Genomic DNA, 26,427 nt, shown 5'->3' on the forward strand with positions numbered 1-26,427 from the left:
AGTACCGAGATCAGGCCTTGCCGGTCGAACCACATGCGTGGCAGGGCCTGATTCATGTGCGAGGCGCCGGCATTCCACCAGGGACCTCGTCCATTCCCCGCTGACTTCCAGGCACGTTGGCTACCCAGACCCAGCGCCAGAAGCTTGCGGCGCCGAGTTTTCGGACGTTTCCATTGCCGCCAGATCACGCAACGCAGTCGGCGACGTATCCAGCGCTTCCAAGGGGCGCTTCACGTCGACGAGACTGAAGTAGCTGGCCCAGCCCTGCAGGACGGGAGCCAGCTCTTGGGTGATACGCCGAATGTTGCGCCCCCTGCCGCGCTTGAGGATATCGCGGACACGCTGCATCAAGCGCTGCATGCTGGCCTTGGCGATGGTCAACTTCGGCAGCCTGTACCGAGTCAGCGTATAGCCCAGATACCCCCGGTTCCACGGCCGGTCCACCGCGCTCTTGTCGTGATTGACCGTCAGCCGGAGCGAATTCTCGAGAAAATCACTCAGGCTGGCCATCAGCAGGTCGTGATTCACTCGGTCGAAGAAGGCTTTCAGGTCGAGGTCGACCACCCAACGGTGGCCGGCGGTGACGTGAGCCTTCATGGCCGAGGCGGCCTGCTGGATCAGCCGGTCGCTGACCGTGGGGATGCCGAGCTGTCGCGCCCCGCCCTTGGGCTTGGGGATCTCGACGGCTCGAACTGGACTGGGGTGGTACTCTCCGGCCAGCAGCCGCTCGCGCAGCGTCGGCCAGTATTGCTTCAGGTGATCGGCCAGCTGGTCCACCGGCATGCCATCGGTACCCGGTGCCCCCTTGTTGGCGACCACCCGACGGCAAGCCTGCTGCATGTTGTCGGTGGCGACCACCGCTTCCATGAGCGAGGCGGGCTCCGCGTTCGTCCACGATGACGACGCCGGGACCGTCTCGACGCCCACCGGCTGGAGCTCGGAGTACTGCCCCTGCCCCTCTGGGTGGGTGACGGTATTAGCGCCAGTTGCTGTCTTCATGATCGGTCCTCGAGACGTCATCGCCTACTCGCGGTTCTTCATGTTCGGCCCTTGGTGCCGCGGTCAACCGGCACGTACTATGGCCTCTGCTGACGTCTGGCGGTCCATCCCGTCGCCTTTCGACGCCGGTAGCACCGTGGCAGACCGCCAGACCTCCCAGGGTAAGACGCGCGACCTTCCTCCCATCTACCCGCCGCATTTACCTCCACACCTTCCGGATGGCTATTGGGCTTCGAGTCTCATTGCCCTCTCGCCCAGATGTGGCTGCCTCATATGCGATTCCTGTTCGTCGGGCCGGGAGTTTGCCTTCAGCTTCCTTCAGATTCCGCCTCGCGGCGGACACCCTTGCTGTTCGGCTAGCGGTTCCCGCTATCAGGGTCCGCAGGGGACTTTCACCCCCAAGTCATCCCGAGGCACCACCCTCGGGAACAGCACCTATCGGTGCTACGCGCCATGCCTGGCGCACAACGCAAAAGGCCGCTACCTCCGGGTAGCGGCCTTTTTTATTCCAACTCTGTTTATCCATGCCCTTGATACGCTATGGCGAGCACTTACTCTCTTGCGTCATTGCGTATAGGGACTCCTCCCCGGTTGCAAGCCTCGAAAGCCTGAAAAACACAGCCGATGCGTGCGTATAGTCGGTCTTTATACGGGGTCGCTATCCCCTGACCCTGATGAACGTCGCGCACCTTCTCTCCTCAACGAGCATTAGGCCTTTCAGCCATCGCAATGATCAGGTTTTGAGAAGGTCGGTCTGACCTGTTTTTCATCCCTCGTGGCTCGGCAACAAGGTGATGGCACTAGCGTGCCAGCATCCCCTGTACTGGTGGCCAACCGGCCATCAGCACTGGAATTCGGTGTCTACATCATCCGCCCGGTACGTCGTGTTGCCGTGCAGCAGCGCCCAGGCCACTCGCACGGTTTTGTTGGCCAGGGCAACGGCCGCCTTGTTCTTGCCCACGCGGTCGACCAGCGCTCTCAGCCAGTGGCTTTTGCTGTCCTGCTTGTCGCCCAGCCGCTGGATTACCGAATGCGCCCCGCGGATCAGCGCGGCCTTGAGGGAGATCTGGCCGGTTCGGCCTATCCCCGTCATGGCCACCTTGCCGCCGCTGCTGAACTGGCGCGGTGTCAGGCCCAGGTAGGCCGACGCCTGTCGTCCTTTGCTGAACGCCTTGCCGTTACCCAGGGCGCTGTAGAGCTGGGTGGCAACGACGGGGCCGACGCCTTCCACGGCCTGCAGCCGCTGACACGCCGGAATGGCGCGGCTCAGCTGCTCCATTTGCTTGTCCAGGCGGTGAATGCGCTCATTTTGATGGTCCAGCTCGGCCATTTGGTCGGCCAGCAGCTCGCGTATCGTGAACGTCAGTTCGTTCTCCGCGTCCTCCAGCACACGCCACAGGGTCCGCTTCAGGGCCGCCTGACCGCGCCCGGAGACAATGCCGTATTCCTGCAGCAGGCCATGTACCTGGTTGATCAGCTGGGTGCGCTGTTTGATGTAACGATCTCGGATGCGATGCAGGCTCTGCAGGTCCTGCTGCTCCAGGTTTTTCTGAGGCACAAAACGCATGTGGGGTCGCAACCCGGCCTCCACGATCGCCAGCGCATCGTTGGCATCGGTCTTATGCCCCTTGCGAAACGGGGTGACAAACTGCGGTGCAATAAGCCGTACCTCATGCCCCATGGCCTGGAACTGCCGCGACCAGTGATGCGAGCCGCCGCAGGCCTCCATGAAGACGCGACAGCTTGGCTGACGCCGCAGGTAATCCAGCAGCTCCGCGCGCTTCAGCACTTTGTTGGTACGAACGCGTTGTTGACGGGTATTCACGATGCACACCTGAAACGCCTGCTTTGCCAAATCAATGCCAATCGCCGTATGCTGGTTCATGACTCTTCCCCCTCTTTTGGTGGTCTCAACGCCATTCTGCCCGATGAGGCATCGGAGTGGGGAGGAGTCCCTTTCATTGAGCGCAGCGAAGCAATCTCGGGGTTTCCTGTTGCCGGCAGAGTAAGGAGATCGCCGCGCGAAGTTTATGCCCGCTTTCCGGGTACTTGCGATGACTCGATTTCAGGTGCGGCAGCTGGTTCAGGCAACCCTGCGGTCTGCATCGCCCGGCACAGCCGGCCTCCTACGAAAACCTGCTGTAGAGCCTGCCTGGTTTTGCTTACCCCTCAAACGCCTGGGCGGGCAGCATGGCTTCCACAAACATCACCAGCTCTTCGAGGATCTGCCGGGCGCGGTCATCCAGCGGCTGCTGGTTGTACTGCTCGATCTCCCGGGCAAAATCCTTGAGGGTAAAGCCGGCAAGCGCCGGGTCGTTCAAACGTTCCCAACGGAACGCTTCCCACTGGGCAAGCTCTTCGCCTTCCAGGGTTTCCGGGTAGCTGCGCGCCCGGTAGCGAAACACCATCTCCTCAAGCCGCGAGTCCTGAAAGGCAAAGCGCTCGCCCACCAGGTCCCAGGCCGGGGTCTGGCGCACGCGCTCCATTTGCTGGCGGTCGGACTTGGAGAAAAAGCCCCCGGAATACAGCATCAGATCCGGATCCTGCACCTCGTCAGCGTAGGGCGCGTTAAACACCTCGGCTGCCTTGGCGGCAACGCCGGAGGCCTCGTACAGCGTCTTCCAGTGGCGGCGACAGAGGGGCAGGTCGATCCCCAGCCGCGCGACGATATCGCCGTACTCGCCCTTTTTCGGCCCGTCGATATCCTTCAAAAAGCTCGCCGGGAACAGCACCGGGCAGCGGTTGATATGAATCACCTTGAGCGGAATGCGCGTTTCCCCCTCGCTCAGGTCCGCCTGGCTGACAAACACCCGCTCGCGGATCTGCTCGGCGGAAAGCTCGAGCATGGCGGTCGGCTCAACGCTCAGATCGTAGACGATAACGCCGTTGGGGTTGGTGGGATGCTCGGCCAGCGGCATCACCAGCGCGCTGCAGCCGCGGCTGGCCGGGTAGCGCCTCGAGATGTGTAAAAGCGGCTTGGCACCGGGCAAATCCAGCTCCCGGGATACGGCCCGCTTGCCGCGCCGGGCCAGCAGGTAGTCAAACAGGCCGGCGTTTTTCTCGCGCATCAGCCGCGCCAGCGCAATGGTCGCGCGCACGTCGGCAAGGGCGTCGTGGGCGCCGGCGTGCTCGATGCCGTTGGCCGCGGTCAGGTCTTCAAGCTTGAAGCTGGGCGCGCCGTCGTCGCGCAGCGGCCACTCGATGCCGTCGGGGCGCAGCGCGTAAAACGCCCGCACCACGTCGATCAGGTCCCAGCGCGAGTTGCCGTTCTGCCACTCCCGGGCGTAGGGGTCGATCAGGTTGCGGTAAAACAGCTGGCGGGTGATTTCGTCGTCGAAGCGCAGGCTGTTATAGCCCAACGCGCAGGTGCCGGCCTCGCTCATATGGCGCAGCACCTCGCCGGCAAACTCGGCTTCCGGCAGGCCGTGACGGCGCGCCTTTTGCGGCGTAATGCCGGTAATCAGGCACGCCACGGGGTGCGGCAGGTCGTCATCGGCGGGCTTGCAGTAAAGCTCCACCGGCTCGCCGATTTCGTTGAGCGCGGCATCCGTGCGGATGGCCGCAAACTGGGCCGGCCGATCCCTGCGCGTATCGGCACCAAAAGTCTCGTAGTCGTGCCAGAGAAAACTGGCCGGGGCGGCAGTGGATGGCGCCATGAAAAATCAGTCTCCCCCTCAGGTTTTGGGCAGGGTCACGTTAAGCTCCAGCACCGAGCAGCTGTCCTCGCTGTCCATGGAAATCTGCACGGCATCGTCGTCGATATCGACGTAGCGGCGGATGACTTCGACCAGCTCGCGCTCCAGCTTGGGCATATAGTCCGGCTGGCCACGCTGATTACGCTGGTGGGCCACGATGATTTGCAGGCGCTCTTTTGCCACCGGCGCCGACTTTTTACGCTCGCGCTTTAAAAACTCCAGCAGTTTCACCGGCGACCTCCTCCGAACATGCGGTTTAGCAGGCCCTTCTTCTGGGCTTCATGGAAACGTAGCGGGATATCTTCACCCAGCAGACGCGACACGGTATCAGTGTAAGACAGGCCGGCATCGCTGGACGAATCGTGGGTGACCGGCACGCCCTGATTGGACGCCCGCAGCACCGCTTCGGACTCGGGAATAAGCCCCAGCAGGTCAATCGCCAGAATTTCGCGGATATCGTCAAGGGTCAGCATGTCGCCGCTGGTCACGCGGTTGGGGTTATAGCGAGTGATCAGCAAATGCTCCTTGACCGGATCTCCCCCCTGCTCGGCGCGCTGGGTCTTCGCCGCCAGCAGCCCCAGAATACGGTCAGAGTCGCGCACCGACGAGACCTCGGGGTTAGTCACCACGATAGCTTCGTCGGCATGATACATGGCCAGCTGGGCGCCGCTTTCGATCCCCGCGGGGGAGTCGCAGATAATGTAGTCGAACTGCTCCTTGAGCTTGTCGAACACCTCTTCGATACCTTCCCGGGTGAGCGCCTCCTTGTCGCGGGTTTGCGACGCCGGGAGGATAAACAGGTTTTCCACGCGCTTGTCGCGAATCAGCGCCTGATTGAGCCCTGCCTCGCCCTGGATGACGTTGACCAGGTCATAAACGACCCGACGCTCGCAGCCCATGATCAAGTCCAGATTGCGCAGGCCCACGTCAAAATCGATGACCACGGTTTTCTTGCCGCGCATCGCAAGCCCGGTAGAAATGGCGGCCGCGCTGGTGGTTTTGCCGACCCCTCCTTTGCCTGAGGTCACTACAATGATTTTGGCCAAGGTTACTGTCCTTTAGGTAACGCCCATCGCATACGCAGATGGCAACACATCGTCTGCCGCGCAGGCTGCTGCGCACGGCTCACACGACAAGCGCCTGCGCTATGCAAGGGGCTTGATCTCAAGTTGCTGATGATAAAAACGCACTTCGGCGGGCGCATCCAAAAGCTGCGGGTCAATGTCTTCCAGGCGCTTGTAATTGCCGGCAACGGACAACAGCTCCGCCTTCAGCTCGCGACAAAAAATGCCCGCTTCCAGATCGCCGTGAATGCCGGCCAGCGCCCGCCCGCGCAGGGCGCCGTACACATGAATATTGCCGGCGGCCAGCACTTCTGCCCCGGCGTTGACCGCCCCGATCACGACCAGATCGCCGTCGGCCGAGCTGACCTGCTGGCCGGAGCGCACCGTGCCGCGGTACAGCCGGGCCCCCACCACCGGCGCCATGTCCGGCGGCGGCTCGGCGGCCGCGGGCTCCACCGGTGCCTCGGCAGGCGCCTCGGTGGGGGCGGCTTCGGGGGTTTTCTCCACGCTGGTCAACCGCCGGGCGCGCTGCTCTTCGACCGGCGCAAACCAGCCAAGGCCCAGCGCCCAGGCCGACTGGCGTACCGGGTCAGCGCCGCCGCGTACGGCAACCGGCAACAGCTTGTGGTCCCGGCACACCGCGCAAATGCGCTCCAGGGCCAGATGCGGTTCATCCAGTTTTTCCACGCCAAGCACGACCGGTGTATGCTGAAAGAAAGCGGGCGACTGGTTACGCTTGCTTTCCAGCTGCTGGCGGATACGCTCGGGGTCGGCGCTGCCAAGCTCCATCACGGTCATGGGCAGCATGCCGCCTTTAAACGTAAAGGCCTCTTCGGCACCATCCACATTGAGGCTCATGGCCGAAACTCCATGTTGGGATCGGTAAAATAAACGGTAGCGCACCCGTCACATGCGCCGGACGGTGGGGCGATACTCCCCGCAACACCGACCATGCCACCGCCAAAGCTAAGCGACAGCGTGGGCAACTGCAACCACCAACTGCCAATGGCTTGTTTTTTTCACGTTCGGCCCTTTTTTATGCAGGATGAGACATGCAAGGACTGTTACGTCGCCTGTTTGCCCCTCGCTGGCAGCACCCTAGCTCCGACGTCCGCCGCCGGGCGCTCGAGCAACTCGACCCTAGCCGCCCCGAGGACCGCCGCGGGCTTGAAACCCTGACCCGGGACAGCCACGCCGACATCCGCCTGGCGGCGCTGTGCGCCCTGGACGACCTCCCGGGCCTGGCGCACGCCTTTGCCGAGCGGTCCGACGATGACGCCTGGCGGGAAGCGCTAATCGCGCGGCTGTGCGGCCGCGAGGGCCAAAGCCCGCTTGCCGAACGCCAGCGCCAGCTGGAACAGCTTGACGATGCCCGGCTACTGCGCGACGTCGCCTTTCAAGGGGACAATCTCGATTTACGCCTGGCCGCCCTTGCCCGCCTCGACGACGAAAGCGATCTGATTGACCAGGCCTGCCACAACCGGGTGGCCACGGTTCGCCACCGAGCGGCGCAGCGCGTATCGAGCGAAGCCGGGCTCAAGCGGCTGATGAAAGAGTCGCGCCGGGACCGCCAGGTGGCCCAGCGGGCACGCGAGCACCTTAATCGCCTGAAGGCCGATGCTCAATGGGTGCGCGACCAACAGCAGCGCCGCGACGCCCTGCTTCAGCAGCTGGAAAGCCTCGCCCGCTCGGTGTGGGAGCCGCACTACCAGGCCCGCCTGCGCCACCTGCAAAAGGAGTGGGAGGCCCTTGCCCACCCGCCGGGCAGCGACGCCGAGGCGCGCTACCAGCACGCCGTTACGCGCGGCGAAAAAACGCTCCACGATCACGCCGCCGAAGAGCACGCCCGGGAACAGCATCAGCACCGTCAACGGTCCGCAGAAGACGAGCGCGAAACGCTTCTTGTGGCGTTTGAAAACAGCCTGGACGAGCTCTGCCAGGGCCAGGCACCGAGCGCCCAGAACTTCGATAGCCTGCGCGCCCAGCGCCGGCTCGCCGGCCAGCAGTGGCAGGCGCTCTCCGACATTCACCCGCCCGACGAACCCGCCCGCCAGCGCTACGCCCGGGCCATGAAGCGCTACGAGCGCTATAGCGCCGCCTGGCAGCGCTACCTCGACGCCGCCGACGGGCTTCAGAACGCGCTGGATAACGCCGATAGCGGGGCGCTTACCGAGCAAGCCGACGCCTGCCAGTGGCCGGATGAGCTGCCGCTGCCGCCGCTGCTTGCCCAGGCCCGGCGGCAGGCACAGCAACAGGACGCCCCCAGGACCGATGCCGAGCCGCACACCCTGGGCCAGGCGCTTAGCACCCTGGAGCAGCACCTCGAGCGCGGCGAATTCAACGAGGCCAGCCGCCTGCACCAGCAGCTCAAGCCCCGCGTTCAGGCGCTTCGCGGCCCCGACAGCGAATCGCTCCAGGCACGCCTGAGACAGCTCGGCGCAAGGCTTGCCGAGCTGCGCGACTGGCGCGGCTTTGTCGCCGGCCCCAAACGCGAGCAGCTGTGCACCAGCATTGAAACGCTGGCGGATAACGCCGACCTCACCGACACCGCGCTGGATCGCCGTCACCGCCAGCTGGTCAAGGAGTGGAAGGCCCTGGGCGACGCCGCCGCCACCCGGGAGATGTCGCACCGCTTCCGCGCCGCCTCGGACCGTATTCACCAGCGCCTCAAGCCCTGGCGCGAGAGCCTTGACCAGCAGCGCAGCGCCAACCTGGCCGCCCGGGAAGCGCTCTGCGAACAGCTGGAAATGCTGCTGGAACAGCCCGCCGACAACGCCGACCCCGACGCGCTGCGCCAGATCCGCGACCGCTCGCGCTATCAGTGGCGAGAATACTCCCCGGTCCCCCGCCAGCACTCTGAAGCCGTGGGCCGACGCTTCGGCCGTGCCCGCCACCGCCTGCAGGCGCTGATCGACCGGCGCGCCCGGGACATTGCCGCGCAGAAACGCGCCCTGGTAGAGCAGGCCCAGGCGCTTGAGCACGGCACAGAGCCGCTCGACGCGCGCATCGAACAGGCCAAGGCCCTGCAGCAGGAGTGGCGCCAGCTCGGCCGCGCGCCCAAGGGCGAAGAAAAGCCCCTGTGGCGCACCTTCCGCCGCGCCTGCGACCGTCTGTTCGCCGCGCGCGACGCGCACAGGACCGAGCGCGCCGAGCGCCAGCAGCAGCGCCTGGACGCCATGCAGGCGCTGCTTGACCGCATGGATGCCTGGCAGCCCCAGCACAGCACCGACGCGCCGACGCTGGAGGCTTTTTTACAGGAAGCCGAAGCGCTTGAGCCCCTGCCCCGGGGCCGGCGCAGCGACGGCATGCGAAAGCGTCTGACCGGCATCACTCGCGCCCGGCGCGAGCGGCTTGATCAGCTCGAAACCGATGCTGTCATTACCCGCTGGCAGCAAAGCGTCCCGCTGCTCAATGCCCATCTGGCGGCCGACCAGGCCGCGCTGGACGGCGACGCCGTCCGCGAAGTAGACGCCGCGCAGGCGCTCGACGCCCCGCTGTTCGAGCGCTTTACCGAGGCCCACCGCCAGCGCAACGCCAGCCGCCACCGGGCGGAGCGCTTTGACGCCCGCGCTCATGAATCTCAGCGCGATAGCCTCGCTCGCCTGCGCGTACACCTCTCGCTGCTGGCCACCGGCCAGGTGCGCCAAAGCGATGAGCCGCTGCGCCTGGCCATCCAGGTGGAGCGCCTCAACGAGGGGCTAGGGCTGGGTCACGAGCGCAGCACCGCCGACGAGCTGGGCAGCCTCCTCGCTGACCTGCTCGCCCTGGGCCCCATGCCGCGGGAGCTCTGGGGCGCCAACGTCAACGACTTCGACGCTCTGGTGCATCAGCTCTCCGGCGGCCAGGGCAACGAAGCGTCCGCTGAACATAAAGATGTTTGACATCTCACAAAAACCCACTATACTGTGCCCCACGTTGATGCGGGGTGGAGCAGTCTGGTAGCTCGTCGGGCTCATAACCCGAAGGTCATCGGTTCAAATCCGGTCCCCGCTACCAATATTTCGAGAGGCAGATCAGTAACTTACTGGTCTGCCTTTTTTGTGCTGGGTGAAAGAAAAACCGCCTGTGACATATATGTGACACCGGTGTGACCCAGCGCTCGTATTTTGCTTGGCAGCGGGATATTGGTTAGGGGCTTGACGCACTTATGAAGTATTTGGGCTATGGATCCTCCTCGGACAATGGTTCATACCATGGACCATTACACTTCGGGACTGAACACCTAACGCCGACAGCCGCAACTTCGTGCTGTGCCCGGGCAAGCAATATGACCGCTCGCCCTGCGGCACTGGAACCAGTGCCAAACTGGCCTGCCTAGCTGAAGATGGCAAACTGGCGCCTAGACAAAACTGGCGGCAAGCGAGCGTCACGGGCAGCCAGTTTGATGCGTATTACGAGCGGGAGGAGAACTCTGTGCGCCCCTACATCCGCGGGCAAGCTTATCTGAGCGCCGATACAACGCTCATCATCGATGAAAACGATCCTTTTGCCTGGGGAATAAACGCCTCGTGAGATACGCGCGGCGCTTACTGTTTACCGACGGCAAGGTAATGTCACGCTTGGCGCGACATCCCGAGTAGCACAATGCCAGCCATCACTATGCCGCCCCCGACAAGCTGGATGCTGGAAAGCGCCTGTCCCAGCACCAAAAACCCCAGCACCAGCGCAGCCACGGGCTCTGCGTTCATGGCCGGAGCGTTACGCGCGATATCGAGGCGCGGCAGGCAAATAAACAGCACCGAAAAGGCCACGCCGTAAAGCAAGGCCAGCGTGACGAGGCTCCACAAGCCCCGGGCTGATTCCGGCAGCGCCATGCCGCTCGGCACCAGCCCTAACCCGCCTGCCAGCACCATGACCAGCAGCACCGTGGCCATGGTTAACAAGCTTCGCAAGGTACTGCTGACTCCACCGAGCCGGTGCTCAGTGAGCCATAGCGCACCAGCATAAGCCGTCGCCGACCCCAACCCGAGCCCAACACCACTCAGCCAGCCGGGTCCCATGGCCTCCGAATTGGCGAGCCATGCCGGCACCTCAAGCACCACCACCAGCCCTGCCAGAATAATCGCCATGATCAGCGCCATTCGCCCGCTCGGCCTTGGTCCGCCCAGCGCCCAAGTCAGCACTCCCAGCTGGATAGGAAAAGTATTCATCAACAGCAGCGCCACAACGACGGGAATCCGCGCGACTGCCGAATACAGGAATAGGCTTTGTACCGCAATCAACAACCCTGCCAGCATCAGCCAGGGTCGACTCTGTGTCGGTAACACCAAGCTTTTGCGCTGCACGACCACAAGGGCGCCCAACACCATCACCGCGACAGCAGCGCGCACAAGGATCGCCAACAAGAGTCCCGTTCCATTATCGAAAGTGACCCGCGCTGCCACATGATTGCCGGCAAACATCGTCGCCACGCCCATCAACACCAGCAAAGCCAGCGGACGAGGAAAGAAACGCGGAGCTGCCGCAGCGGTAGAGAAGGAAGACATGAAACACTTCTATGTGGCAAATAGGCGAGACAATATTGGCGCCCTCAATGGGCAAGTGCAACATCCACCCATCCGGTATGATTTGGTCCCAATGAACAACCGACATGCAGGAGATGGCACGCGTCAGAAAAATTCTGATCAAAAAATAAAAAATGACGGCAGTTTCTTAAGTGTCGGGTCCCGCGTAATTAATCAGGCGGGACCCGACAGCATAACGAGTTCCATAACTCGTTGGACCTGGAACTTGAGACCGCCGTCTTTTCTGAAGCTTCCCTGCCCCCTGCCTGAGCGCATTTGTGATCCAGGTCAGGCAGGAACCCCCTTGCTATGGTAGGTTGGTTTGCAATATTAGCTACCATAATTTGAGATATTTCGGAGGCCATTATGTACCAGTCTATCCTGGTGCCCGTTGACGGCTCAGATCAGTCCCGCGCAGCGCTCGAAGTAGCTACCAAGCTTGTTGCTGCCGATGCAGGGGGCCTGTACGTGCTGAATACTCAGGAGGCGCCTCCCGCCGAGGATGGCATAGGCAAAGTAGTAGGGGTGCCCGCGCTCAATGCGGAGGAACTCGTGCAGCGGAAAGGGCTGGACGTCATCGAGCAGGTCTGCCAGCAGGTCGAGATCGATAGCCCCCAGGTGCAGCCCATCGTGCGTGCAGGCAAGCCGGCGCAGGTCATCCTGTCGGAAGCGAAGCGCCTGGGCGTTGAGGCCGTCGTGATGGGAAGCCGGGGTAATAGCAACATCAAAAGTCTGGTGGTAGGCAGCGTTTCCTACCGGGTGATGCATGTGGCGTCCTGCGCCGTGATTGTCGTTGGCTAGCCCGTGCGCTTTGACGGAAAGAGCCAAGCGCTAGGCGTATGGCCCCGGAAAGTAGAGAATAGAATCTTCATGAAAACTCTCGGGCTCATCCTGCCCGCATTCAAGAATAAAACCAACGGGCGTTTTGCCCTTCAGCGCCCGTTTCAAGCTGAAGCCCCTACGCCGGCTTACGCGCCAGCATGGTGGAAAATTGCAGCTGCGCGCCGTTGTGCATGGTGCCCAGAGCTTCGTTGTATTTGACCAGCTCCCAGCCGTCATAGGCCTCGCGTAGCTGGCCTTCCTGCAGGGTAAAGGGGAAAGGCATCGGGCAAGGGTGTTCCTGGGTACTCATGGCGCAGACGATGAGGTTGTAGCCGCCGGGCTGGGTGTGTGCCTGCATGTCGGCCAGCACCGCGGGAACGCTTGCCGGGTTGAGAAACATCAGCGTGACGGTACAGGCGATAAAGCCGTAATCGGCGTCAAGGGCAGCGGTGCTGATGTCGTATACCTGCGCCTTGACGTTGGTGATGCCTTCCGCATCAACCATTTGCTGCAGGCTACTGATCGCACCGGGGTTACTGTCCACCGCGGTAACGTCAAAGCCGAGCCCGCTCAGATATAGCGCGTTGCGTCCGCTGGAGCAGCCCATGTCCAGGGCATGGCAGGGCTCAATCACCTTGCACGCTTCTACCACTTCGCTGTGGGCAGGGTTCAAGCCGTAGCGGCTGTTCAAATCGGAGGTCATGGTGTCCACCTGGAGCTGTTGAAAAGGTGCACCTATATTACCACTTTGCTCGCAGGAGCAGGGTGCACTATCCGGGCATTTTCGCCAGTGTATTGCTTCAGGTCATCCAATCAGCTCCGCTATACAGAAAGCCGGAGAAAGTCATGATTGATGGCAGAGTCCACACCATCGGCCGGCTTTAACCCGACGCCCGTCTGCCCTATCATCCGATGTTTGTCACCGCCTTTAAGGTACGCGCCTTGGATTACGCCTCTCTCAGTCAGCTACGCCGCCTCCACCCTGCCTGGCGGCTTTTGCTGGCCGACCACGCTGCGCTGATCATCAGCTTTCTCGACGCGGCTTTTATCCAGCCCAATGCGCGCACCCTGGCCGAGGCCGGGCTGCGCTCGCAGCTGGAAGACCTGCTGTTTCAGCTGCGGGAAACCCACGGCGAGGCGGCCTTTCCGCGTAGCGCCGGTGACTACCTGAATGATTGGGCAGACAACGACAAGGGCTGGCTGCGCAAGTTTTACCCGCTGGGCAGCGACGAGGCCCACTTTGATCTGACCCCGGCCACGGAAAAGGCTCTCGGCTGGCTGGAAAGCCTCACCCAGCGCCAGTTTGTGGGCACCGAGTCGCGCCTGCGCACCGTGTTCGACCTGCTCCAGCAGATGATCGCCGGGACCGAGACCGACCAGCAGGCCCGGCTGGACGACCTGCACTCGCGCCGCGCGGCCATTGACCGTGAGATCGCCCGGGTGGAAGCCGGCGAAATCGCCATCATGGATGACACTGCCCAGCGCGAGCGCTTCCAACAGCTGAGCGGTACCGCCCGGGAGCTGCTGGCAGACTTTCGTCAAGTGGAACATAACTTCCGCCAGCTGGACCGCGAAGCCCGGGAGCAGATTACCGCCTGGGAGGGCAGCAAGGGCGAACTGCTGGAGCAGATATTCGGCGAGCGCGACGCCATTGCCGACACCGACCAGGGGCGGACCTTTCGCGCTTTCTGGGAGTTCCTGATGTCGCCTACGCGCCAGCAGGAGCTGTCTGAGGGCCTTGCTCGCGTCTTCGAGCTGGACGCGGTGCAAAGGCTCCGGCCGGATGCACGCTTCAAGCGGATTCACTTTGACTGGCTGGACGCCGGCGAGCAGACCCAGCGCACCGTGGCTCGTCTCTCCCGGCAGCTGCGGCGCTTTCTGGATGACCAGACCTACCTGGAAAACAAGCGTATCATGCAGCTGATCCAATCGCTGGAAGGCCGGGCGCTGGAGCTGCGCGAGACGCCGCCCGAGGCCACGCTGATGACCATGGAATCGCCCCAGGCCGGCATACACCTGGCCATGGAGCGACCGCTGTTTTCGCCGCCGCTAAAGCCGGTGATCGAGTCCGAGGTCGACGTCGGAGACGAGTCGGATGTGGATCCCGACGCCCTGTTCAATCAGCTGATCGTGGATCGCCAGCGCCTTGAAAGCCATATCCGCGATACCCTGCGCAATCGCCCCCAGGCCACGCTCGCCGACGTGATCCAGCGCCACCCCCTGCAGGTAGGGCTCGCCGAACTGGTTACCTATCTCAGCATCGCCAGCGAGGATAGCCATGCAAGCTTTGACGACAGCCGTCAGGATAGCATCCGCTGGATGGATGATACCGGCACCGGACGCCTGGCGCGAATTCAACGCGTCATCTTTACCCGTTAGGCCGGGTATTGGCGTTATCTTATCCTTACCTCCCCCTGCCGTGGAGACCCTGCTGACATGACCGCGCCCGAACCTCACGACACCGCTTCAGATAACGCGCTGTCCCTGGCCGTGATCAAGCTGCTCAAGGGAGTGGTCTACCGGGATGACGATCCCGACCTGTGGCAGCAGATCATGACGCTGCAGCCACGCATCCGCGATTACGTGGCCGTGCTGGGGCTCGCCTTCCAGCTGGACGAGGCGGAGGGCTACGCCTGGCTTGCCACCCGGGAGGACGATACCGGCACCGCGGCGCTGCCCCGGCTCATGAGCCGCCGCCAGCTTTCCTATCCGGTCAGCCTACTGATCGCCCTGCTGCGGCGCAAACTGGCCGAGGCGGATACCTCCGGCGGCGACGTCCGGGTCATTCTGGACCGCGAGGAGGTAGTCAGCCTGATGCGCACCTTCCTCCCCGAAAGCTCCAACGAGGCGCGCCTGGTCGACCGGATCGACAGCCACCTCAACAGGGTCGCCGAGCTGGGGTTTATCCGCCGCCTGCGCGACCAGCCGGATAAAATTGAAATCCGCCGGATCATCAAGGCCTACGTCGACGCCCAGTGGCTGAACGAATTCGACCAGCGCCTGGCGGACTATCAGCGCCACATCACGCCGGCAGGCGACCCGTCAGCGACACAAGAGGGCCAGGACTGATGCAGGAACAGCTGCTTGACATGGTGGAGAGCGACACCCGCGCCGGCTTTCGGCTGCAATACCTCGAGGTGCTCAACTGGGGGACTTTTGATTGCCGGGTCTGGCGGGTGGAGGCCAACGGCGACAACGGCCTGCTCACCGGCGATATCGGCTCCGGCAAGTCTACCCTGGTGGATGCCATGACGACGCTGCTGGTGCCCACCCAGCGCGTAGCCTACAACAAGGCCGCCGGGGCGCAGCACAGGGAGCGCTCGCTGCGCTCTTACGTTCAGGGCTACTACAAGTCCGAGCGCAGCGACAGCGGCCACACCGCCAAACCCGTCGCCCTGCGCGACCACAACAGCTATTCCGTGCTGCTCGCCGTATTCGGCAACGAAGGCTACGACCAGCAGGTCACCCTGGCCCAGGTCTTCTGGCACCGGGACAAGCACGGCCAGCCCGACCGCTTTTACCTGGTCGCCGAAGACGCCCTGACGATCCGCGAGCATCTGGCCCACTTCAACAACGACCTCGCCACGCTGCGCAAGCAGCTGCGCACCCGCCCGGGCGTTCAGCTGTTCGATAGTTTTCCGCCTTACGAGGCGACCTTCCGCCGGCTGTTCGGGCTGAAAAACAACCAGGCGCTGGAGCTGTTTCACCAGACCGTGTCGATGAAGTCCGTGGGCAACCTGACCGACTTTGTCCGCGAACACATGCTCGAAGCCTTCGATGTGCAGCCGCGCATTGACGGTTTGCTCCACCATTTTGACGACCTGAGCCGGGCCCATGCCGCCGTGCTCAAGGCCCGCCGCCAGATTGAGGCGCTGACGCCCCTGGTGGCCGACGGCGACCGGCACGCGCAAAGCGTTAGCCTGCGCCAGCGCTGGGAAAACAGCCGGGATGCGCTGAAAAGCTATTTTGCCTGGCATCGCCAGCAGCTGCTGAAAAAGCGTCTTGGCCATCTGGAAACCGAGCACGAGCGCCAGCGCCGTCGCCTGCAGCAGCAGGCCGACGCCCTGACCGAACAGCGCGGCCAGCGTGACCAGATCAAGGAAGCCATTGCCCAGCAGGGCGGCGACCGCCTGGAGCAGCTGGCTGCCGACATCCACCGGCAGGGCCAGGAACGCCAGCGGCGCCGGCAAAAAGCCGACGACTACGCGCGCCTTGCCGACGGCCTGGACATGACACGCCAGCCCGACCTGGACACCTTTACCCGCCAGCTGGGCACGCTCAACGCACGCAAGGACGAGCTTCAGGATCTGGCCGCCGAGCTGGACAACCGCCGCACGGAGCTTGAGGTATCGCGCCGAGCGTACGGCAAAGAGCACGAGGCGCTGGAAAACGAGCTGTCCTCCCTGCGCCAGCGCCGCTCCAATATTCATTCGCACCAGGTGGGGATTCGTGACGCCCTGTGCCAGGCCCTCGAGCTGGACGCCGACAATCTGCCCTTTGCCGGCGAGCTGCTTCGCGTGCGCGAGCAGGAAAGCGCCTGGGAAGGCGCGGCCGAGCGCGTGCTCCACGGCTTTGCGCTGTCGCTTTTGGTCGCCGACGAGCACTACGCCAGCGTCGCCCGCTGGGTCGAGTCCACCAACCTGCGCGGGCGGCTGGTCTACTTCCGGGTGCGCCGCCCCCAGGCGACCGCGCCGCCTGAGCGGCACGCCCGGTCGCTGATCGACAAGCTCGATATCCGCCCCGATTCGGCCTTTTTCCCCTGGCTTGAGCAGGAGCTGGCCCGCCGGTTCGACTACGCCTGCTGCGACGACCTGGAGCAGTTCCGCCGTGAGCCTCGGGCCCTCACCGCTTCCGGGCAGATCAAGTCCGGCCATCACCGCCACGAAAAGGACGACCGCCACCGCCTGGATGACCGCAGCCGCTTTGTCCTCGGCTGGAGCAACGAGCAGAAAATCGCCGCCCTGGAAAACCGCCAGGCCGAACAGGAAAAAGCCCTCGAAGCGTTGGCCACACAGCTGACCGAGATCGACACCCGCCGCCGTGAGCTGACCGCCCAGCGGGACGCCATCACCGCCCTGCTGCAGGTGCAAAGCTTCAGCGAGATTGACTGGCACACTCCGGCACAGCGCATCGCCGAGCTGACCCGGGAAAAGCAGGCGCTGGAGTCCGCCTCCAGCCAGCTGCAGATGCTGACCGAGCAGCTAACGGCGCTGGAAACGCATATCCGCGAAGAGGAAGACGCCGAGCGCCAGCTCAACCGCGAGCTGGGCCGCACCGAAGACAAGCAGCGCAATGCGCAGCAGGCGTTGGAAGAGGCCCAGGCGCTTTTAGAACGGGAGCCCGGACAGGCCGAGGCTCTCAAGGAACTGGATGCCCTGCGCCCCGAAGCGCTGGGCGAGCAGCAGCTGACGGTGGAGTCGTGCACCAACCGCGAGCAGGAGTTTCGCGAATGGCTGCAGCGAAAAATCGACAACGAAACCGGGCAGCTGGGACGTCTGGAAGCGCGCATTCTCAAGGCCATGAGTCGGTTTCAGCACGACTGGCCGCTGGATACCCAGGAGGTGGACGCAAGCCTCGACGCCGTGCCCGAATACCGCGCCATGCTGCACGCCTTGCAGGCCGACAACCTGCCCCGCTTCGAGCAGCGCTTCCAGGAGCTGCTGCAGGAAAACACCATCAACGAAATTGCCAGCTTTCAGGGCCAGCTGCACAAGGAACGCCAGCTGATTCGCGAGCGTATCGACCAGATCAACCGCTCGCTGGCCGATATCGAATACAACCCCGGGCGCTACATCCTGCTGGAAGCCCAGCCCAATACCGACGTGGACATCCGCGAGTTTCAGGAAAGCCTGAAGGCCTGTACCGAAAACACCACCCTGGGCGTTGAAGACGACCAGTACGACGAGCGCAAGTTTCTCCAGGTCAAGGCGATTATCGAACGCTTTCGCGGCCGCGAAGGCACGACCGAGCTGGACCAGCGTTGGACCCGCAAGGTAACCGACGTGCGCCAGTGGTTCACCTTTGCCGCCTCCGAACGCTACCGTGAGGACGGCAGCGAGTACGAGCACTACACCGACTCCGGGGGTAAATCCGGCGGGCAGAAAGAAAAGCTGGCCTATACCGTGCTTGCCGCCAGCCTGGTCTACCAGTTCGGGCTGGAGTGGGGAGAAGTGCGCTCGCGCAGCTTCCGTTTCGTGATGATCGATGAAGCCTTTGGCCGCGGCTCCGACGAGTCGGCCCGCTTCGGCCTGGAGCTGTTCCGCCAGCTCAACCTGCAGCTGCTGATCGTCACGCCGCTGCAAAAAATTCACATCATTGAGCCCTACGTCTCCCACGTCAGCTTTGTGGCCAACCCCGAAGGCCGGGAGTCGCTGCTGCGTAACCTCACCATCGAGGCCTTTCGCGAAGAGCGCGCGGCAAGGGAAGAAGGCAGGCCCCACTCATGAGTCAACCCCGCTGGACCCGCTTATCCGATATACGCCGGCAGCTGGAAAGGCGCTGGCAAAAAGGCGATCTGCTGCGCGCCGGCGAGCAGCCGGACGATACCTTTCCGCTTCGCCTGGTGCTGAACAAGCCCACGGCGGGCGGGCTGCTGGAGCACTTCCACGACGCCCGGCGCTGGGCCACGCACTGGCAAAACGCTGCCGGCCAGGACCTGGTGCCGGAATGGCGCACCGTCAACCACCGCCAGCTGGGGCGTAATACGCTGCCGGTGGCCGTGGTCATCCCCACGCTTGACGCCGCCCTGCGCCAGATCGGCCGGCGGGACGACGCTCGCCGATATCAAACGCTCGCCGCCGATATCATCCGGCGTTTTCCGCTGCTTGCCCACTGGTGCCGACGCAAGCCGCTGAAAGTGCTGGCGCTTGAGGCCCAATGGCCTGCCCTGCTGGCCACGCTGGAATGGATGGCGCAGCACCCCAGGCCAGGGCTATATATTCGCCAGCTGGAAATCCCCGGCGTGCACACCAAGTTTATTGAAGGCAACCGCGGGCTGCTCGGCGAGCTGCTTGATCAGCTCCTGCCGGAAGAGGCGATTGACCGTGACGCGACCGGCGCGCGCCGCTTCGAACAGCGCTACGGCTTTCGCCGCCGGCCTTCCCGCCTGCGCCTGCGCCTTCTGGATAGCGCGCACCGCCTGGCCGGACTCGACGATATCGAAATTCCCGTTGAGCAGTTTGCCGCGCTCCGCCTGTCGGTCAGCAGGGTGTATATCGTGGAAAACGACATCACCGCCCTGGCCTTTCCGCCTACGCCGTCGGCGCTGGTGATCTTCGGTCAGGGCTACGGCATCGGCCACCAGCTTGCCGATGCCCACTGGCTCAAGGACAAGGAGGTGCTTTACTGGGGCGACATCGACACCCACGGCCTGCGGATTCTCAGCCAGCTCCGCAACACCCTGCCCCACAGCCGCTCTCTGCTGATGGACACCGCCACGCTGACAGACCACCGCCATCTCTGGGGCACCGAGCCCTCACCGTACACCGGCGAGCTACCCAACCTGACGGCCGACGAGCAGACCGTTTACTACCTGCTTGGCACCCTGGAGCCCGGCCGCCACCTGCGCCTGGAGCAAGAGCACATCAAGTTCTCGGCGCTATAGCGCGCTGGCAGCAGTTGTCTCTGGTCTGTGCCCTTAGGCCAGCGGATCCATGCACCGGCTCAACAACTTACGCTCATCTTGAACTCTCACGATCAAGGCCACAAAGCGGCTCCTACACCTAGCGAGTCCAGTAAACCAAGCCCAGATACCAAGGGTAAGCCGCTCTTATTCCAGTAGTGCCCTGGTTATCTCGATGAACCGATATACCGTCGGATTTGTGCTATTTGATAACCAGGCCATCTCTGTGATGAGCTTCGTATCGTTATCCGCGAGCGGCCGTATAACAACACCCGGTCTGTCATAATTGAGATGGCAATCCGGATAAAGGGTAACCCCCATCCCTGCAGCCACCAGACCAAAAATACTATCGCTGTTAGGGGCCTCCCGGGCGATTTTGGGCACGAATCCGGCCTGCAGACATAAAGCCTGGATCTGTGGCACCAGGTGCCGCCACTGATATATTTCCCCCAGCACAAAATGTTCTTCAGCTAACGCCTTGACCGGCACGGCTTTTAAAGCGGCGAGTCGATGATTAGCAGGCAAAACTGCAACAAATGGCGTTTGATGAACGGGGTAGTGCTGCAGTTCATTTCCGCTGACTGACCCCGTCAAAAACCCCATGTCCAGGCGTTCGCTGGCGATATCTTCAAGCTGCTCATGGGAATCTCGCCGAACCAAGTCGATATCTACCGCAGGCAAGGCGTCATGAAAAGCCGCCAGGATCGAAGGTAAACGGCCATTGATGGCGAAATCGGTATAACCAATCACTAATTTTCCCATCTCTCCAAGGTGCGCTTTGACTGCCCGCCTTTCCGCGCGCTCCATGATCCGCTGGGCAGCACGGCACTCTTCCAGAAAAAGTTTTCCAGCGGCAGTCAGGGCGACGTGCCGACGGCTGCGCTGCAGCAGTACCACCCCTACTTTTTCCTCAAGCTGCTGAACCGCTCGACTCAGTACCGGCTGCGCAATATGCAGACGTTCCGCCGCGCGACGGAAATGCAGCTCCTCCGCTACCGCAACAAAATGACGAACATACGGCTGGAAATGTCTCATCACTGATACCTTAAAAACATCAAAGGATAGAATATTGATATTATACGTATCAGCAAACCTTCTACTACTGTCATTAAAGCGGTAATCGCTTTATCGCCCCTTTGGTAATAGCAAAAACAATTGACAAGAGAAGCTTTATGGCCGAAGAAATCAAAGTTAATCAGGATCGTCTTTGGCAGCGGTTGATGCGCATGGCGGAAATCGGCGCCACGCCTGCAGGCGGCAGCTGCCGGGTTGCGCTCACCGAGGAGGATCGTCAAGGCCGCGATCTGTTCATCGAGTGGTGCCGCGCGCTTGGCTGCGAAATTCGCATTGATCGCATGGGCAACATTTTCGCCCGACGCCCCGGTACTGATCCGCAGCGCCTGCCGATCGCCTGCGGCAGCCATCTCGACACCCAGCCCCACGGCGGAAAATTCGACGGCGTCTATGGCGTGTTAGCCGGCGTGGAAATTTTTGAAACGCTAAACGATCAAAATATTGAAACCGCCGCTCCGTTGGAAATCTGCGTCTGGACCAACGAAGAAGGCGCCCGCTTTGCTCCACCCATGATTTCCTCGGGGGTCTTTGGCGGCACCTATGAACTCGACTATGGTCTCAGTCGGGAGGATGCCGATGGCATCACGCTTGGCGAAGCATTGGAAAATATCGGGTATACGGGAACGCTACCCTGTGGCGATCACCGTTTCGGTGCCTTCATCGAGGCGCACATTGAGCAGGGTCCAATCCTTGAGCGACAAGAGGAAACTATCGGTGTGGTCACCGGTGTCCAGGGCTCTCGCTGGTATCGGGTGACTTTTCACGGCCAGGACGCGCATACGGGCTCCACTCCCATGGTGGGCCGTCGTGATGCCCTGCTCAGCGCAGCTCAAACGATTGATGCGGTCAGGAAGATCGCAGAAAGGCAGGCGCCATCCGCCGTTGCGACCGTAGGGCGCATCGATTGCTTACCCAATTCCCATAACACCATACCTGGTGAAGTAGCGCTTACCGTCGATATGCGCCACGCCACCATCGAAACGCTCGATATCATGGAGGCCCAACTTCATGAAGCGGCTAATACGGCCGCGCATCAGGAAAGTACGGAAGTCGAGATACAGCGGATAATGGATACGCCATCCGTTTACTTCGATACGCTTTGCATTGATGCCGTCTCATCAGCTGTCCGTCAACTGGGTTATCCCCATCGGCGCATGCTTTCCGGTGCGGGCCACGATGCTTGTCATGTAGCTCGCGTAGCGCCTACCAGCATGATCTTTGTCCCTTGCGCTGGGGGGCTCAGTCACAACGAAGCAGAAAGCGCTACCCCTGAAGACCTTTCCGCTGGCGCTAATACACTGCTTCTTGCATTGCTCAAGTTAGCTCGTTGAACCTTTCAACAAAACCAACAATTTTCATTGTTACACAAGCAGGATAAAAACAGCAAAATCAATAATGAAAACTATTAATCATAAAAATAAACACAATGGAGAAACTCTATGGCTTGGTATCTAACTTATACAGTTGCATACTTTATATTCATGTTCTCAATTGCAATCTACTATTTTACCAAGATAAAAACATTTGATGACTACCTGATTGCTGGCTGGAACATGGGCTTCTGGAGCATAGCCGGAACAATCATAAGCACTTGGTGTGGCGCTGCCGTTTTTATTGGCTGGGTTGGCATGGGATTTAGTGTTGGCATGTCAGGTTATTTTAAGTTTGCACTCCCCGGAATACTTGTCAGCATGCTTCTCATTTATTTTTTCAGCAAACCGCTTAGACGGCAGCGACTTTACACATTGGCCGACTTATTTAGCGAACGATTTGGGCATAAAGCAGGAATACTTCCCTCTATATTTTCTGCCATAGTATATTCCATTCCTACTACTGCACTACAAATTGTTGGAATGAGCACAATCTTCAATATTGTCTTCAACATCCCTCTCAATTACGGAATTGCGCTTTCTTTTGCACTCATCCTGGGATTTACTATACTAGGCGGACTGGTTGCTACTATAGTAACCGATGCAATGCAAAGCATCATCGTTTTTTCAGGGATAATCATTTTGGCAGTTGCCGCCGTATCCTTTGGCGGAGGCCTTAATAATATTATAGCCAACACGCCTAAAGAATATTTATCCCCTACAGGAAAAGAAGGCTTGGGTGAAATACTTATCTTCGCTCTGACCGTAGCGCCTTTTTACCTAGTATGGCAGTCAACATGGCAGCGTATTTTTGCTTCCCGCACCGAAGCCGTGGCAATAAAGGCCGGAATGACTGGCTTTGGAATAGTATTGGGTATCTCTTTATTGCCGTACATGATAGGCGTTATTGCAAGACAGTTTGTTCCCCTGGATATGCGCGCTGATTTAATTTTTTCCTATGTCACGGTAGAGCTATTACATCCCGCCATCGGCGGCATTGTGATAGTAGGCCTGTTGTCAGCATTAATGACCGGCGCGGACTCTTTTATTCTTCAGGGAAGCTCCAATCTCGCCCAGGACTTCTATCATCGCATGATCAACCCCGGCGCAGATGAAAAAAACAAGATGTTCGCTGCTCGGCTTAGCGTGATACTGATATCCTTATCAGCAGTGTTATTAGCATACTTGGTGACAGACATTATCACCATGTATCAGTGGGCCCTGCGGATAACCGCTACAACGTTGGTTATCCCCTTTCTTGCCGTCATGTTTTGGCGTCGGGCTACCGGTACCGCCTGCTTGATGAGCATGACATTAGCAACCATCACCACTATAGCTTGGCCCTTCCTTGGTACAAATATCGATCCTGTTATCCCTGGGTTTCTTGTCTCACTAGTGTTCCTTGTTGGCGTGAGCCTCGTCACTGACCACGCTAGGGACGAAAGTGTTAAAGCTATTTATTGGGAAGACCTTCCTACTGCAAAATCAAGACTTCACCCTAGTGAAAAAAATGCTGATAAAGATCAACTGTGATGTATGGGAAGGCTAGTATAATGAACATGACGACAATCTATTCTGCCAAACGCATCATTACCATGAACCCCTCCCAGCCGGAGGCCACCCATATCGCTGTACGCGACGGGCGTATCCTAGCCGTTGGGACCCAGGATTCCATGCAAGATTTTAAGGGCGCCCATCACGACGCGCGGTTTGCCAACGACATTCTTCTACCGGGCTTCGTCGAAGGGCATAGCCATGCGTTGGAAGGCGCCTTATGGAACTACGGTTACCTGGGGTATTTCGGACGCACCGATCCTGATGGGCGCTATTGGGAAGGCTTACGCAGCATCAAAGCGATGCAGCAGCGGCTAAAGGCATATGCCGCCACGGTGGATGAGGCATCGCCGATCATCACCTGGGGGTTCGACCCGGTCTACTTCCCCGGCGAACGACTGGATCGGCATGTGCTGGATGCCGCCGTCAGCGAACGCCCGGTCGTGGTGTTTCATGCCAACCTTCACGTTCTGACGGTCAATACTGCCATGCTTAAGCTGGCCGGTATCGAGCAGGTAGAAGATACCCAAGGCATTCGCCTGGGAGAGGATGGCAAACCCGATGGCGAGCTACAGGAAATGGCCGCCATGCATGTGGTATTCGACGCTTTGGGCTTCAGTATCTTCGATCTGGTGGCCTCCACCGAAACCTTGCAACGCTACGCGCGCATCGCGCGACACAGTGGCATTACCACGATTACCGACCTATACAACCCGCTTTCCGATGAAGGAATAACTGCTCTGGAAGTGGCCACTGCTGATACCGCCTACCCGGTACGGATGGTACCTGCCATGGCGGCTTTGAACTGGTCTCCGGAAGAGGGCGTGGCGAGACTACGCGATTGTCAGCACCGCGGCAGCGACAAGCTCCACTTCGGCCCCGTCAAGCTAATGACCGATGGCTCCATTCAGGGCTACACCGCACGGCTGAAATGGCCCTATTATCATGATGGCAGCCCCAACGGCATTTGGAACGCACCGCCGCAGCAGTTGAAAGATATCGTCCATCATTACCATCAAGCCGGTATTCAACTGCACATCCACTGCAACGGCGATGAGGCCGTAGAGCTGATGCTCGATGCCATTGAGGAGGCCCAGGAGCTCTGGCCACGTTTCGATCACCGTCACACCTTGCAGCACTGTCAAATCATGGATCATGCGCAACTGCGGCGTGCTGCCCGGCTTGGCATCTGCCTGAACATTTTCGCCAACCACCTTTATTATTGGGGCGATATCCACCTTTCCCGCACGCTGGGCTTTGAGCGCTGCCAGCGCCTCGAGCCTCTGGCTTCCACCAGGCATTTGAATATTCCCCTGGCTATTCACAGCGATGCACCCGTCACGCCGCTCGGACCGCTTTTCACGGCCTGGTGTGCGGTCATGCGGCGTAGCGCCTCGGGAGTTCAGCTTGGCGAACAGGAGAAGCTCACGGTTCCGCAAGCGCTGGAGGCGATTACCCTTGGCGCTGCCTATACGCTGCGGCTGGATCATGTGGTCGGCAGTCTGGAAATCGGCAAGTTTGCTGATATTACTGTCCTCGAGGAGGATCCGCTGGCCTGTGAGCCAAACCATCTAAAGGATATCCGTGTGAAAGCCACCGTCCTGGGGGGCGAGGTACATGCCGACGACTAAGTGCGCGCCGATTCCTGTAACGGTCATCGGAGGCTTCCTCGGCACGGGCAAGACCACTTACCTCAACCGCCTGATCCAAGGCGGTTTGCCCCCGGATGCCCTGATCGTCGTCAACGACTTCGGCGACATCAATATCGATGCGGCGCTGATTGAATATCGTGATGACAATGTCATGCAGCTCAGCAATGGTTGTATCTGCTGTACCCTGGGCGGCACTCTGGCAGAGCAGCTCGCTCAAGCGTTGCGTATCCGTACAGAGCCCGGAGCGATCATCATCGAGGCAAGCGGTGTCGCGAACCCGGCACGTATTGCCGATATTGCTCGTGTTTCTCATAGGCTGCGCCTGGCCGAGGTAGCGTGCATCGTCGATGGCTCCCGGGCGCGGCAACACGCAGCAGACCCGCTGGTAGGTGATGCCTGGCACGACCAGGTCAAGGCCGCGGATACCCTGCGAATCAACCGTCTGACTCCCCACGGGAAACGCGAATTCGAACAGTGGTTAAGGCAGTTCAACCCACACGCCCTTATCCAGTACGAGGCAGAAGAAACACCGAGCAGCCCACCTGCCCAGCCGTCCATTTCTTCTCGCCCTCCAGGCCCATCCAGCCACCACGCCGCGTCGCACAGTCAGTGGCATACCTTCAGCCTGTCCGGCCAGGAACAAATCGACAAGACACGTCTCTCGGCGCTGCTTGAGGCATACCAGGACGTACTTTTTCGTGCCAAGGGCTTTATGCTTGTCGAAGCCAGTGGCGATATCGAACTATTGCAATTCACCGGAGGGAGGCTGCATTGGCAACCCGCGCTGCGCGCGCCCAAGGAAACCAGGCTCGTCTTTATCGGCCTATCCGGTGAACGCTTCAGCGCCTTTGAACAAGCCGTGAGATTGTTATTAAAGGGCTCATCATAAACAGTCCATTAGAGGTGGTTATACATGTCCAATCCAGGCACATAAACGACGTCGCACTGCACCATCACTCAGCGCTCATAGCTCAGCCATGTGGCCTACGTCTACTTCTGTGGGGCGACCTGGGTAGCCGCATTCAATGACCACGGCAGCCTCGTAGGCTTTTGAACCATTGCGCAAGCACGG

At 60.9% G+C, this 26,427-nt stretch carries 19 protein-coding genes, 1 tRNA gene and 1 pseudogene; 12 read left to right on the top strand and 9 right to left on the bottom strand.

Annotated elements, in window-relative coordinates; all coding sequences use genetic code 11:
• Nucleotides 1–120: 120 nt before the first annotated feature.
• From RS027_RS05075 to minC, 6 genes are all read right to left on the bottom strand, one after another.
• Nucleotides 121–999: a group II intron maturase-specific domain-containing protein gene (locus RS027_RS05075; RefSeq protein ID WP_311954844.1), complete on the bottom strand. Its 879-nt coding sequence runs from the start codon at nt 997–999 to the stop codon at nt 121–123.
• 841 nt (nt 1,000–1,840) lie between these two features.
• Complete coding sequence (locus RS027_RS05080; RefSeq protein WP_311954845.1) at nt 1,841–2,884, bottom strand: IS110 family RNA-guided transposase; 1,044 nt, start codon at nt 2,882–2,884, stop codon at nt 1,841–1,843.
• Nucleotides 2,885–3,161: 277 nt separating this feature from the next.
• Nucleotides 3,162–4,655, bottom strand: a complete 1,494-nt coding sequence (sbcB, locus tag RS027_RS05085) for an exodeoxyribonuclease I (protein ID WP_311954846.1) — start codon at nt 4,653–4,655, stop codon at nt 3,162–3,164.
• 18 nt (nt 4,656–4,673) lie between these two features.
• Nucleotides 4,674–4,925 carry a cell division topological specificity factor MinE gene (gene minE, locus RS027_RS05090; RefSeq protein WP_311883150.1) on the bottom strand — a complete coding sequence of 84 codons (252 nt, stop codon included), beginning with the start codon at nt 4,923–4,925 and terminating at the stop codon, nt 4,674–4,676.
• Nucleotides 4,922–5,740 carry a septum site-determining protein MinD gene (minD, locus tag RS027_RS05095; RefSeq protein ID WP_311883152.1) on the bottom strand — a complete coding sequence of 273 codons (819 nt, stop codon included), beginning with the start codon at nt 5,738–5,740 and terminating at the stop codon, nt 4,922–4,924. The genes minE and minD overlap by 4 nt, the downstream gene beginning before the upstream one ends.
• A 99-nt stretch (nt 5,741–5,839) precedes the next feature.
• A complete protein-coding gene (gene minC, locus RS027_RS05100) occupies nt 5,840–6,616 on the bottom strand; it encodes a septum site-determining protein MinC (RefSeq protein WP_311954847.1) in 777 nt (258 codons plus the stop codon).
• A 194-nt stretch (nt 6,617–6,810) separates the two neighbouring features.
• Between minC and RS027_RS05105 the strand changes: the two genes are divergently transcribed.
• From RS027_RS05105 to RS027_RS05115, 3 genes and pseudogenes are all read left to right on the top strand, one after another.
• The gene (locus RS027_RS05105) at nt 6,811–9,639 is read left to right on the top strand and encodes a DUF349 domain-containing protein (RefSeq protein ID WP_311954848.1); all 2,829 of its coding nucleotides are present in this window, start codon (nt 6,811–6,813) and stop codon (nt 9,637–9,639) included.
• Between the two features lie 38 nt (nt 9,640–9,677).
• Nucleotides 9,678–9,754, top strand: a tRNA-Met gene (locus RS027_RS05110).
• 240 nt (nt 9,755–9,994) lie between these two features.
• A pseudogene (locus tag RS027_RS05115) lies at nt 9,995–10,270 on the top strand (proline racemase family protein); the annotation flags it as partial.
• A 41-nt stretch (nt 10,271–10,311) separates the two neighbouring features.
• Here the strand turns inward: RS027_RS05115 and RS027_RS05120 are convergent.
• The gene (locus RS027_RS05120) at nt 10,312–11,244 is read right to left on the bottom strand and encodes an EamA family transporter (protein WP_311954849.1); all 933 of its coding nucleotides are present in this window, start codon (nt 11,242–11,244) and stop codon (nt 10,312–10,314) included.
• Between the two features lie 384 nt (nt 11,245–11,628).
• Between RS027_RS05120 and RS027_RS05125 the strand changes: the two genes are divergently transcribed.
• Nucleotides 11,629–12,063, top strand: a complete 435-nt coding sequence (locus RS027_RS05125) for a universal stress protein (RefSeq protein WP_311954850.1) — start codon at nt 11,629–11,631, stop codon at nt 12,061–12,063.
• A 157-nt stretch (nt 12,064–12,220) separates the two neighbouring features.
• On the opposite strand, the gene tehB is transcribed toward RS027_RS05125, so the two are convergent.
• The gene (gene tehB, locus RS027_RS05130) at nt 12,221–12,787 is read right to left on the bottom strand and encodes a tellurite resistance methyltransferase TehB (RefSeq protein ID WP_311954851.1); all 567 of its coding nucleotides are present in this window, start codon (nt 12,785–12,787) and stop codon (nt 12,221–12,223) included.
• A 239-nt stretch (nt 12,788–13,026) separates the two neighbouring features.
• Between tehB and RS027_RS05135 the strand changes: the two genes are divergently transcribed.
• From RS027_RS05135 to RS027_RS05150, 4 genes are read left to right on the top strand one after another with little or no spacing between them, the layout of a single operon-like run.
• Entirely contained in the window at nt 13,027–14,463 is a 1,437-nt protein-coding gene (locus RS027_RS05135) for a DUF3375 domain-containing protein (protein WP_311954852.1), read from the top strand.
• 57 nt (nt 14,464–14,520) lie between these two features.
• Complete coding sequence (locus RS027_RS05140; protein WP_311954853.1) at nt 14,521–15,153, top strand: DUF4194 domain-containing protein; 633 nt, start codon at nt 14,521–14,523, stop codon at nt 15,151–15,153.
• Nucleotides 15,153–18,530 carry an ATP-binding protein gene (locus tag RS027_RS05145; RefSeq protein WP_311954854.1) on the top strand — a complete coding sequence of 1,126 codons (3,378 nt, stop codon included), beginning with the start codon at nt 15,153–15,155 and terminating at the stop codon, nt 18,528–18,530. Before RS027_RS05140 ends, RS027_RS05145 begins: the two co-directional genes overlap by 1 nt.
• Nucleotides 18,527–19,687 (top strand): DUF3322 domain-containing protein, encoded by a 1,161-nt coding sequence (locus RS027_RS05150; protein ID WP_311954855.1) that lies wholly within the window; start codon nt 18,527–18,529, stop codon nt 19,685–19,687. The genes RS027_RS05145 and RS027_RS05150 overlap by 4 nt, the downstream gene beginning before the upstream one ends.
• 165 nt (nt 19,688–19,852) lie before the next feature.
• On the opposite strand, the gene RS027_RS05155 is transcribed toward RS027_RS05150, so the two are convergent.
• Nucleotides 19,853–20,740: a LysR family transcriptional regulator gene (locus tag RS027_RS05155; RefSeq protein WP_311954856.1), complete on the bottom strand. Its 888-nt coding sequence runs from the start codon at nt 20,738–20,740 to the stop codon at nt 19,853–19,855.
• 137 nt (nt 20,741–20,877) lie between these two features.
• Here RS027_RS05155 and RS027_RS05160 point away from each other — a divergent pair, with 137 nt between their 5' ends.
• The 4 genes from RS027_RS05160 (at nt 20,878) to RS027_RS05175 (ending at nt 26,244) form a co-directional block, all read left to right on the top strand.
• Entirely contained in the window at nt 20,878–22,110 is a 1,233-nt protein-coding gene (locus RS027_RS05160; protein WP_311954857.1) for a Zn-dependent hydrolase, read from the top strand.
• 108 nt (nt 22,111–22,218) lie between these two features.
• Nucleotides 22,219–23,682 carry a sodium:solute symporter family protein gene (locus RS027_RS05165; RefSeq protein ID WP_311954858.1) on the top strand — a complete coding sequence of 488 codons (1,464 nt, stop codon included), beginning with the start codon at nt 22,219–22,221 and terminating at the stop codon, nt 23,680–23,682.
• A gap of 20 nt (nt 23,683–23,702) precedes the next feature.
• Nucleotides 23,703–25,334, top strand: coding sequence for an amidohydrolase (locus tag RS027_RS05170; RefSeq protein ID WP_311954859.1), 1,632 nt, complete (start codon nt 23,703–23,705; stop codon nt 25,332–25,334).
• Nucleotides 25,321–26,244, top strand: coding sequence for a CobW family GTP-binding protein (locus RS027_RS05175; protein ID WP_311954860.1), 924 nt, complete (start codon nt 25,321–25,323; stop codon nt 26,242–26,244). Before RS027_RS05170 ends, RS027_RS05175 begins: the two co-directional genes overlap by 14 nt.
• Nucleotides 26,245–26,427 lie beyond the last annotated feature (183 nt).

This window comes from Halomonas garicola (assembly GCF_031935715.1).
Classification (GTDB): domain Bacteria; phylum Pseudomonadota; class Gammaproteobacteria; order Pseudomonadales; family Halomonadaceae; genus Vreelandella; species Vreelandella garicola.

What these genes read in the sequence shown, in the direction of transcription:
- RS027_RS05105 (WP_311954848.1), top strand. Translation starts at nt 6,811, where the DNA reads ATGCAAGGACTGTTACGTCGCCTGTTTGCCCCTCGCTGGCAGCACCCT.
- RS027_RS05155 (WP_311954856.1), bottom strand. Translation starts at nt 20,740, where the DNA reads ATGAGACATTTCCAGCCGTATGTTCGTCATTTTGTTGCGGTAGCGGAG.
- RS027_RS05125 (WP_311954850.1), top strand. Translation starts at nt 11,629, where the DNA reads ATGTACCAGTCTATCCTGGTGCCCGTTGACGGCTCAGATCAGTCCCGC.
- RS027_RS05120 (WP_311954849.1), bottom strand. Translation starts at nt 11,244, where the DNA reads ATGTCTTCCTTCTCTACCGCTGCGGCAGCTCCGCGTTTCTTTCCTCGT.
- RS027_RS05175 (WP_311954860.1), top strand. Translation starts at nt 25,321, where the DNA reads ATGCCGACGACTAAGTGCGCGCCGATTCCTGTAACGGTCATCGGAGGC.
- RS027_RS05080 (WP_311954845.1), bottom strand. Translation starts at nt 2,884, where the DNA reads ATGAACCAGCATACGGCGATTGGCATTGATTTGGCAAAGCAGGCGTTT.
- tehB (WP_311954851.1), bottom strand. Translation starts at nt 12,787, where the DNA reads ATGACCTCCGATTTGAACAGCCGCTACGGCTTGAACCCTGCCCACAGC.
- RS027_RS05075 (WP_311954844.1), bottom strand. Translation starts at nt 999, where the DNA reads ATGAAGACAGCAACTGGCGCTAATACCGTCACCCACCCAGAGGGGCAG.
- RS027_RS05150 (WP_311954855.1), top strand. Translation starts at nt 18,527, where the DNA reads ATGAGTCAACCCCGCTGGACCCGCTTATCCGATATACGCCGGCAGCTG.
- RS027_RS05140 (WP_311954853.1), top strand. Translation starts at nt 14,521, where the DNA reads ATGACCGCGCCCGAACCTCACGACACCGCTTCAGATAACGCGCTGTCC.
- RS027_RS05160 (WP_311954857.1), top strand. Translation starts at nt 20,878, where the DNA reads ATGGCCGAAGAAATCAAAGTTAATCAGGATCGTCTTTGGCAGCGGTTG.
- minC (WP_311954847.1), bottom strand. Translation starts at nt 6,616, where the DNA reads ATGAGCCTCAATGTGGATGGTGCCGAAGAGGCCTTTACGTTTAAAGGC.
- RS027_RS05170 (WP_311954859.1), top strand. Translation starts at nt 23,703, where the DNA reads ATGAACATGACGACAATCTATTCTGCCAAACGCATCATTACCATGAAC.
- sbcB (WP_311954846.1), bottom strand. Translation starts at nt 4,655, where the DNA reads ATGGCGCCATCCACTGCCGCCCCGGCCAGTTTTCTCTGGCACGACTAC.
- RS027_RS05145 (WP_311954854.1), top strand. Translation starts at nt 15,153, where the DNA reads ATGCAGGAACAGCTGCTTGACATGGTGGAGAGCGACACCCGCGCCGGC.
- RS027_RS05165 (WP_311954858.1), top strand. Translation starts at nt 22,219, where the DNA reads ATGGCTTGGTATCTAACTTATACAGTTGCATACTTTATATTCATGTTC.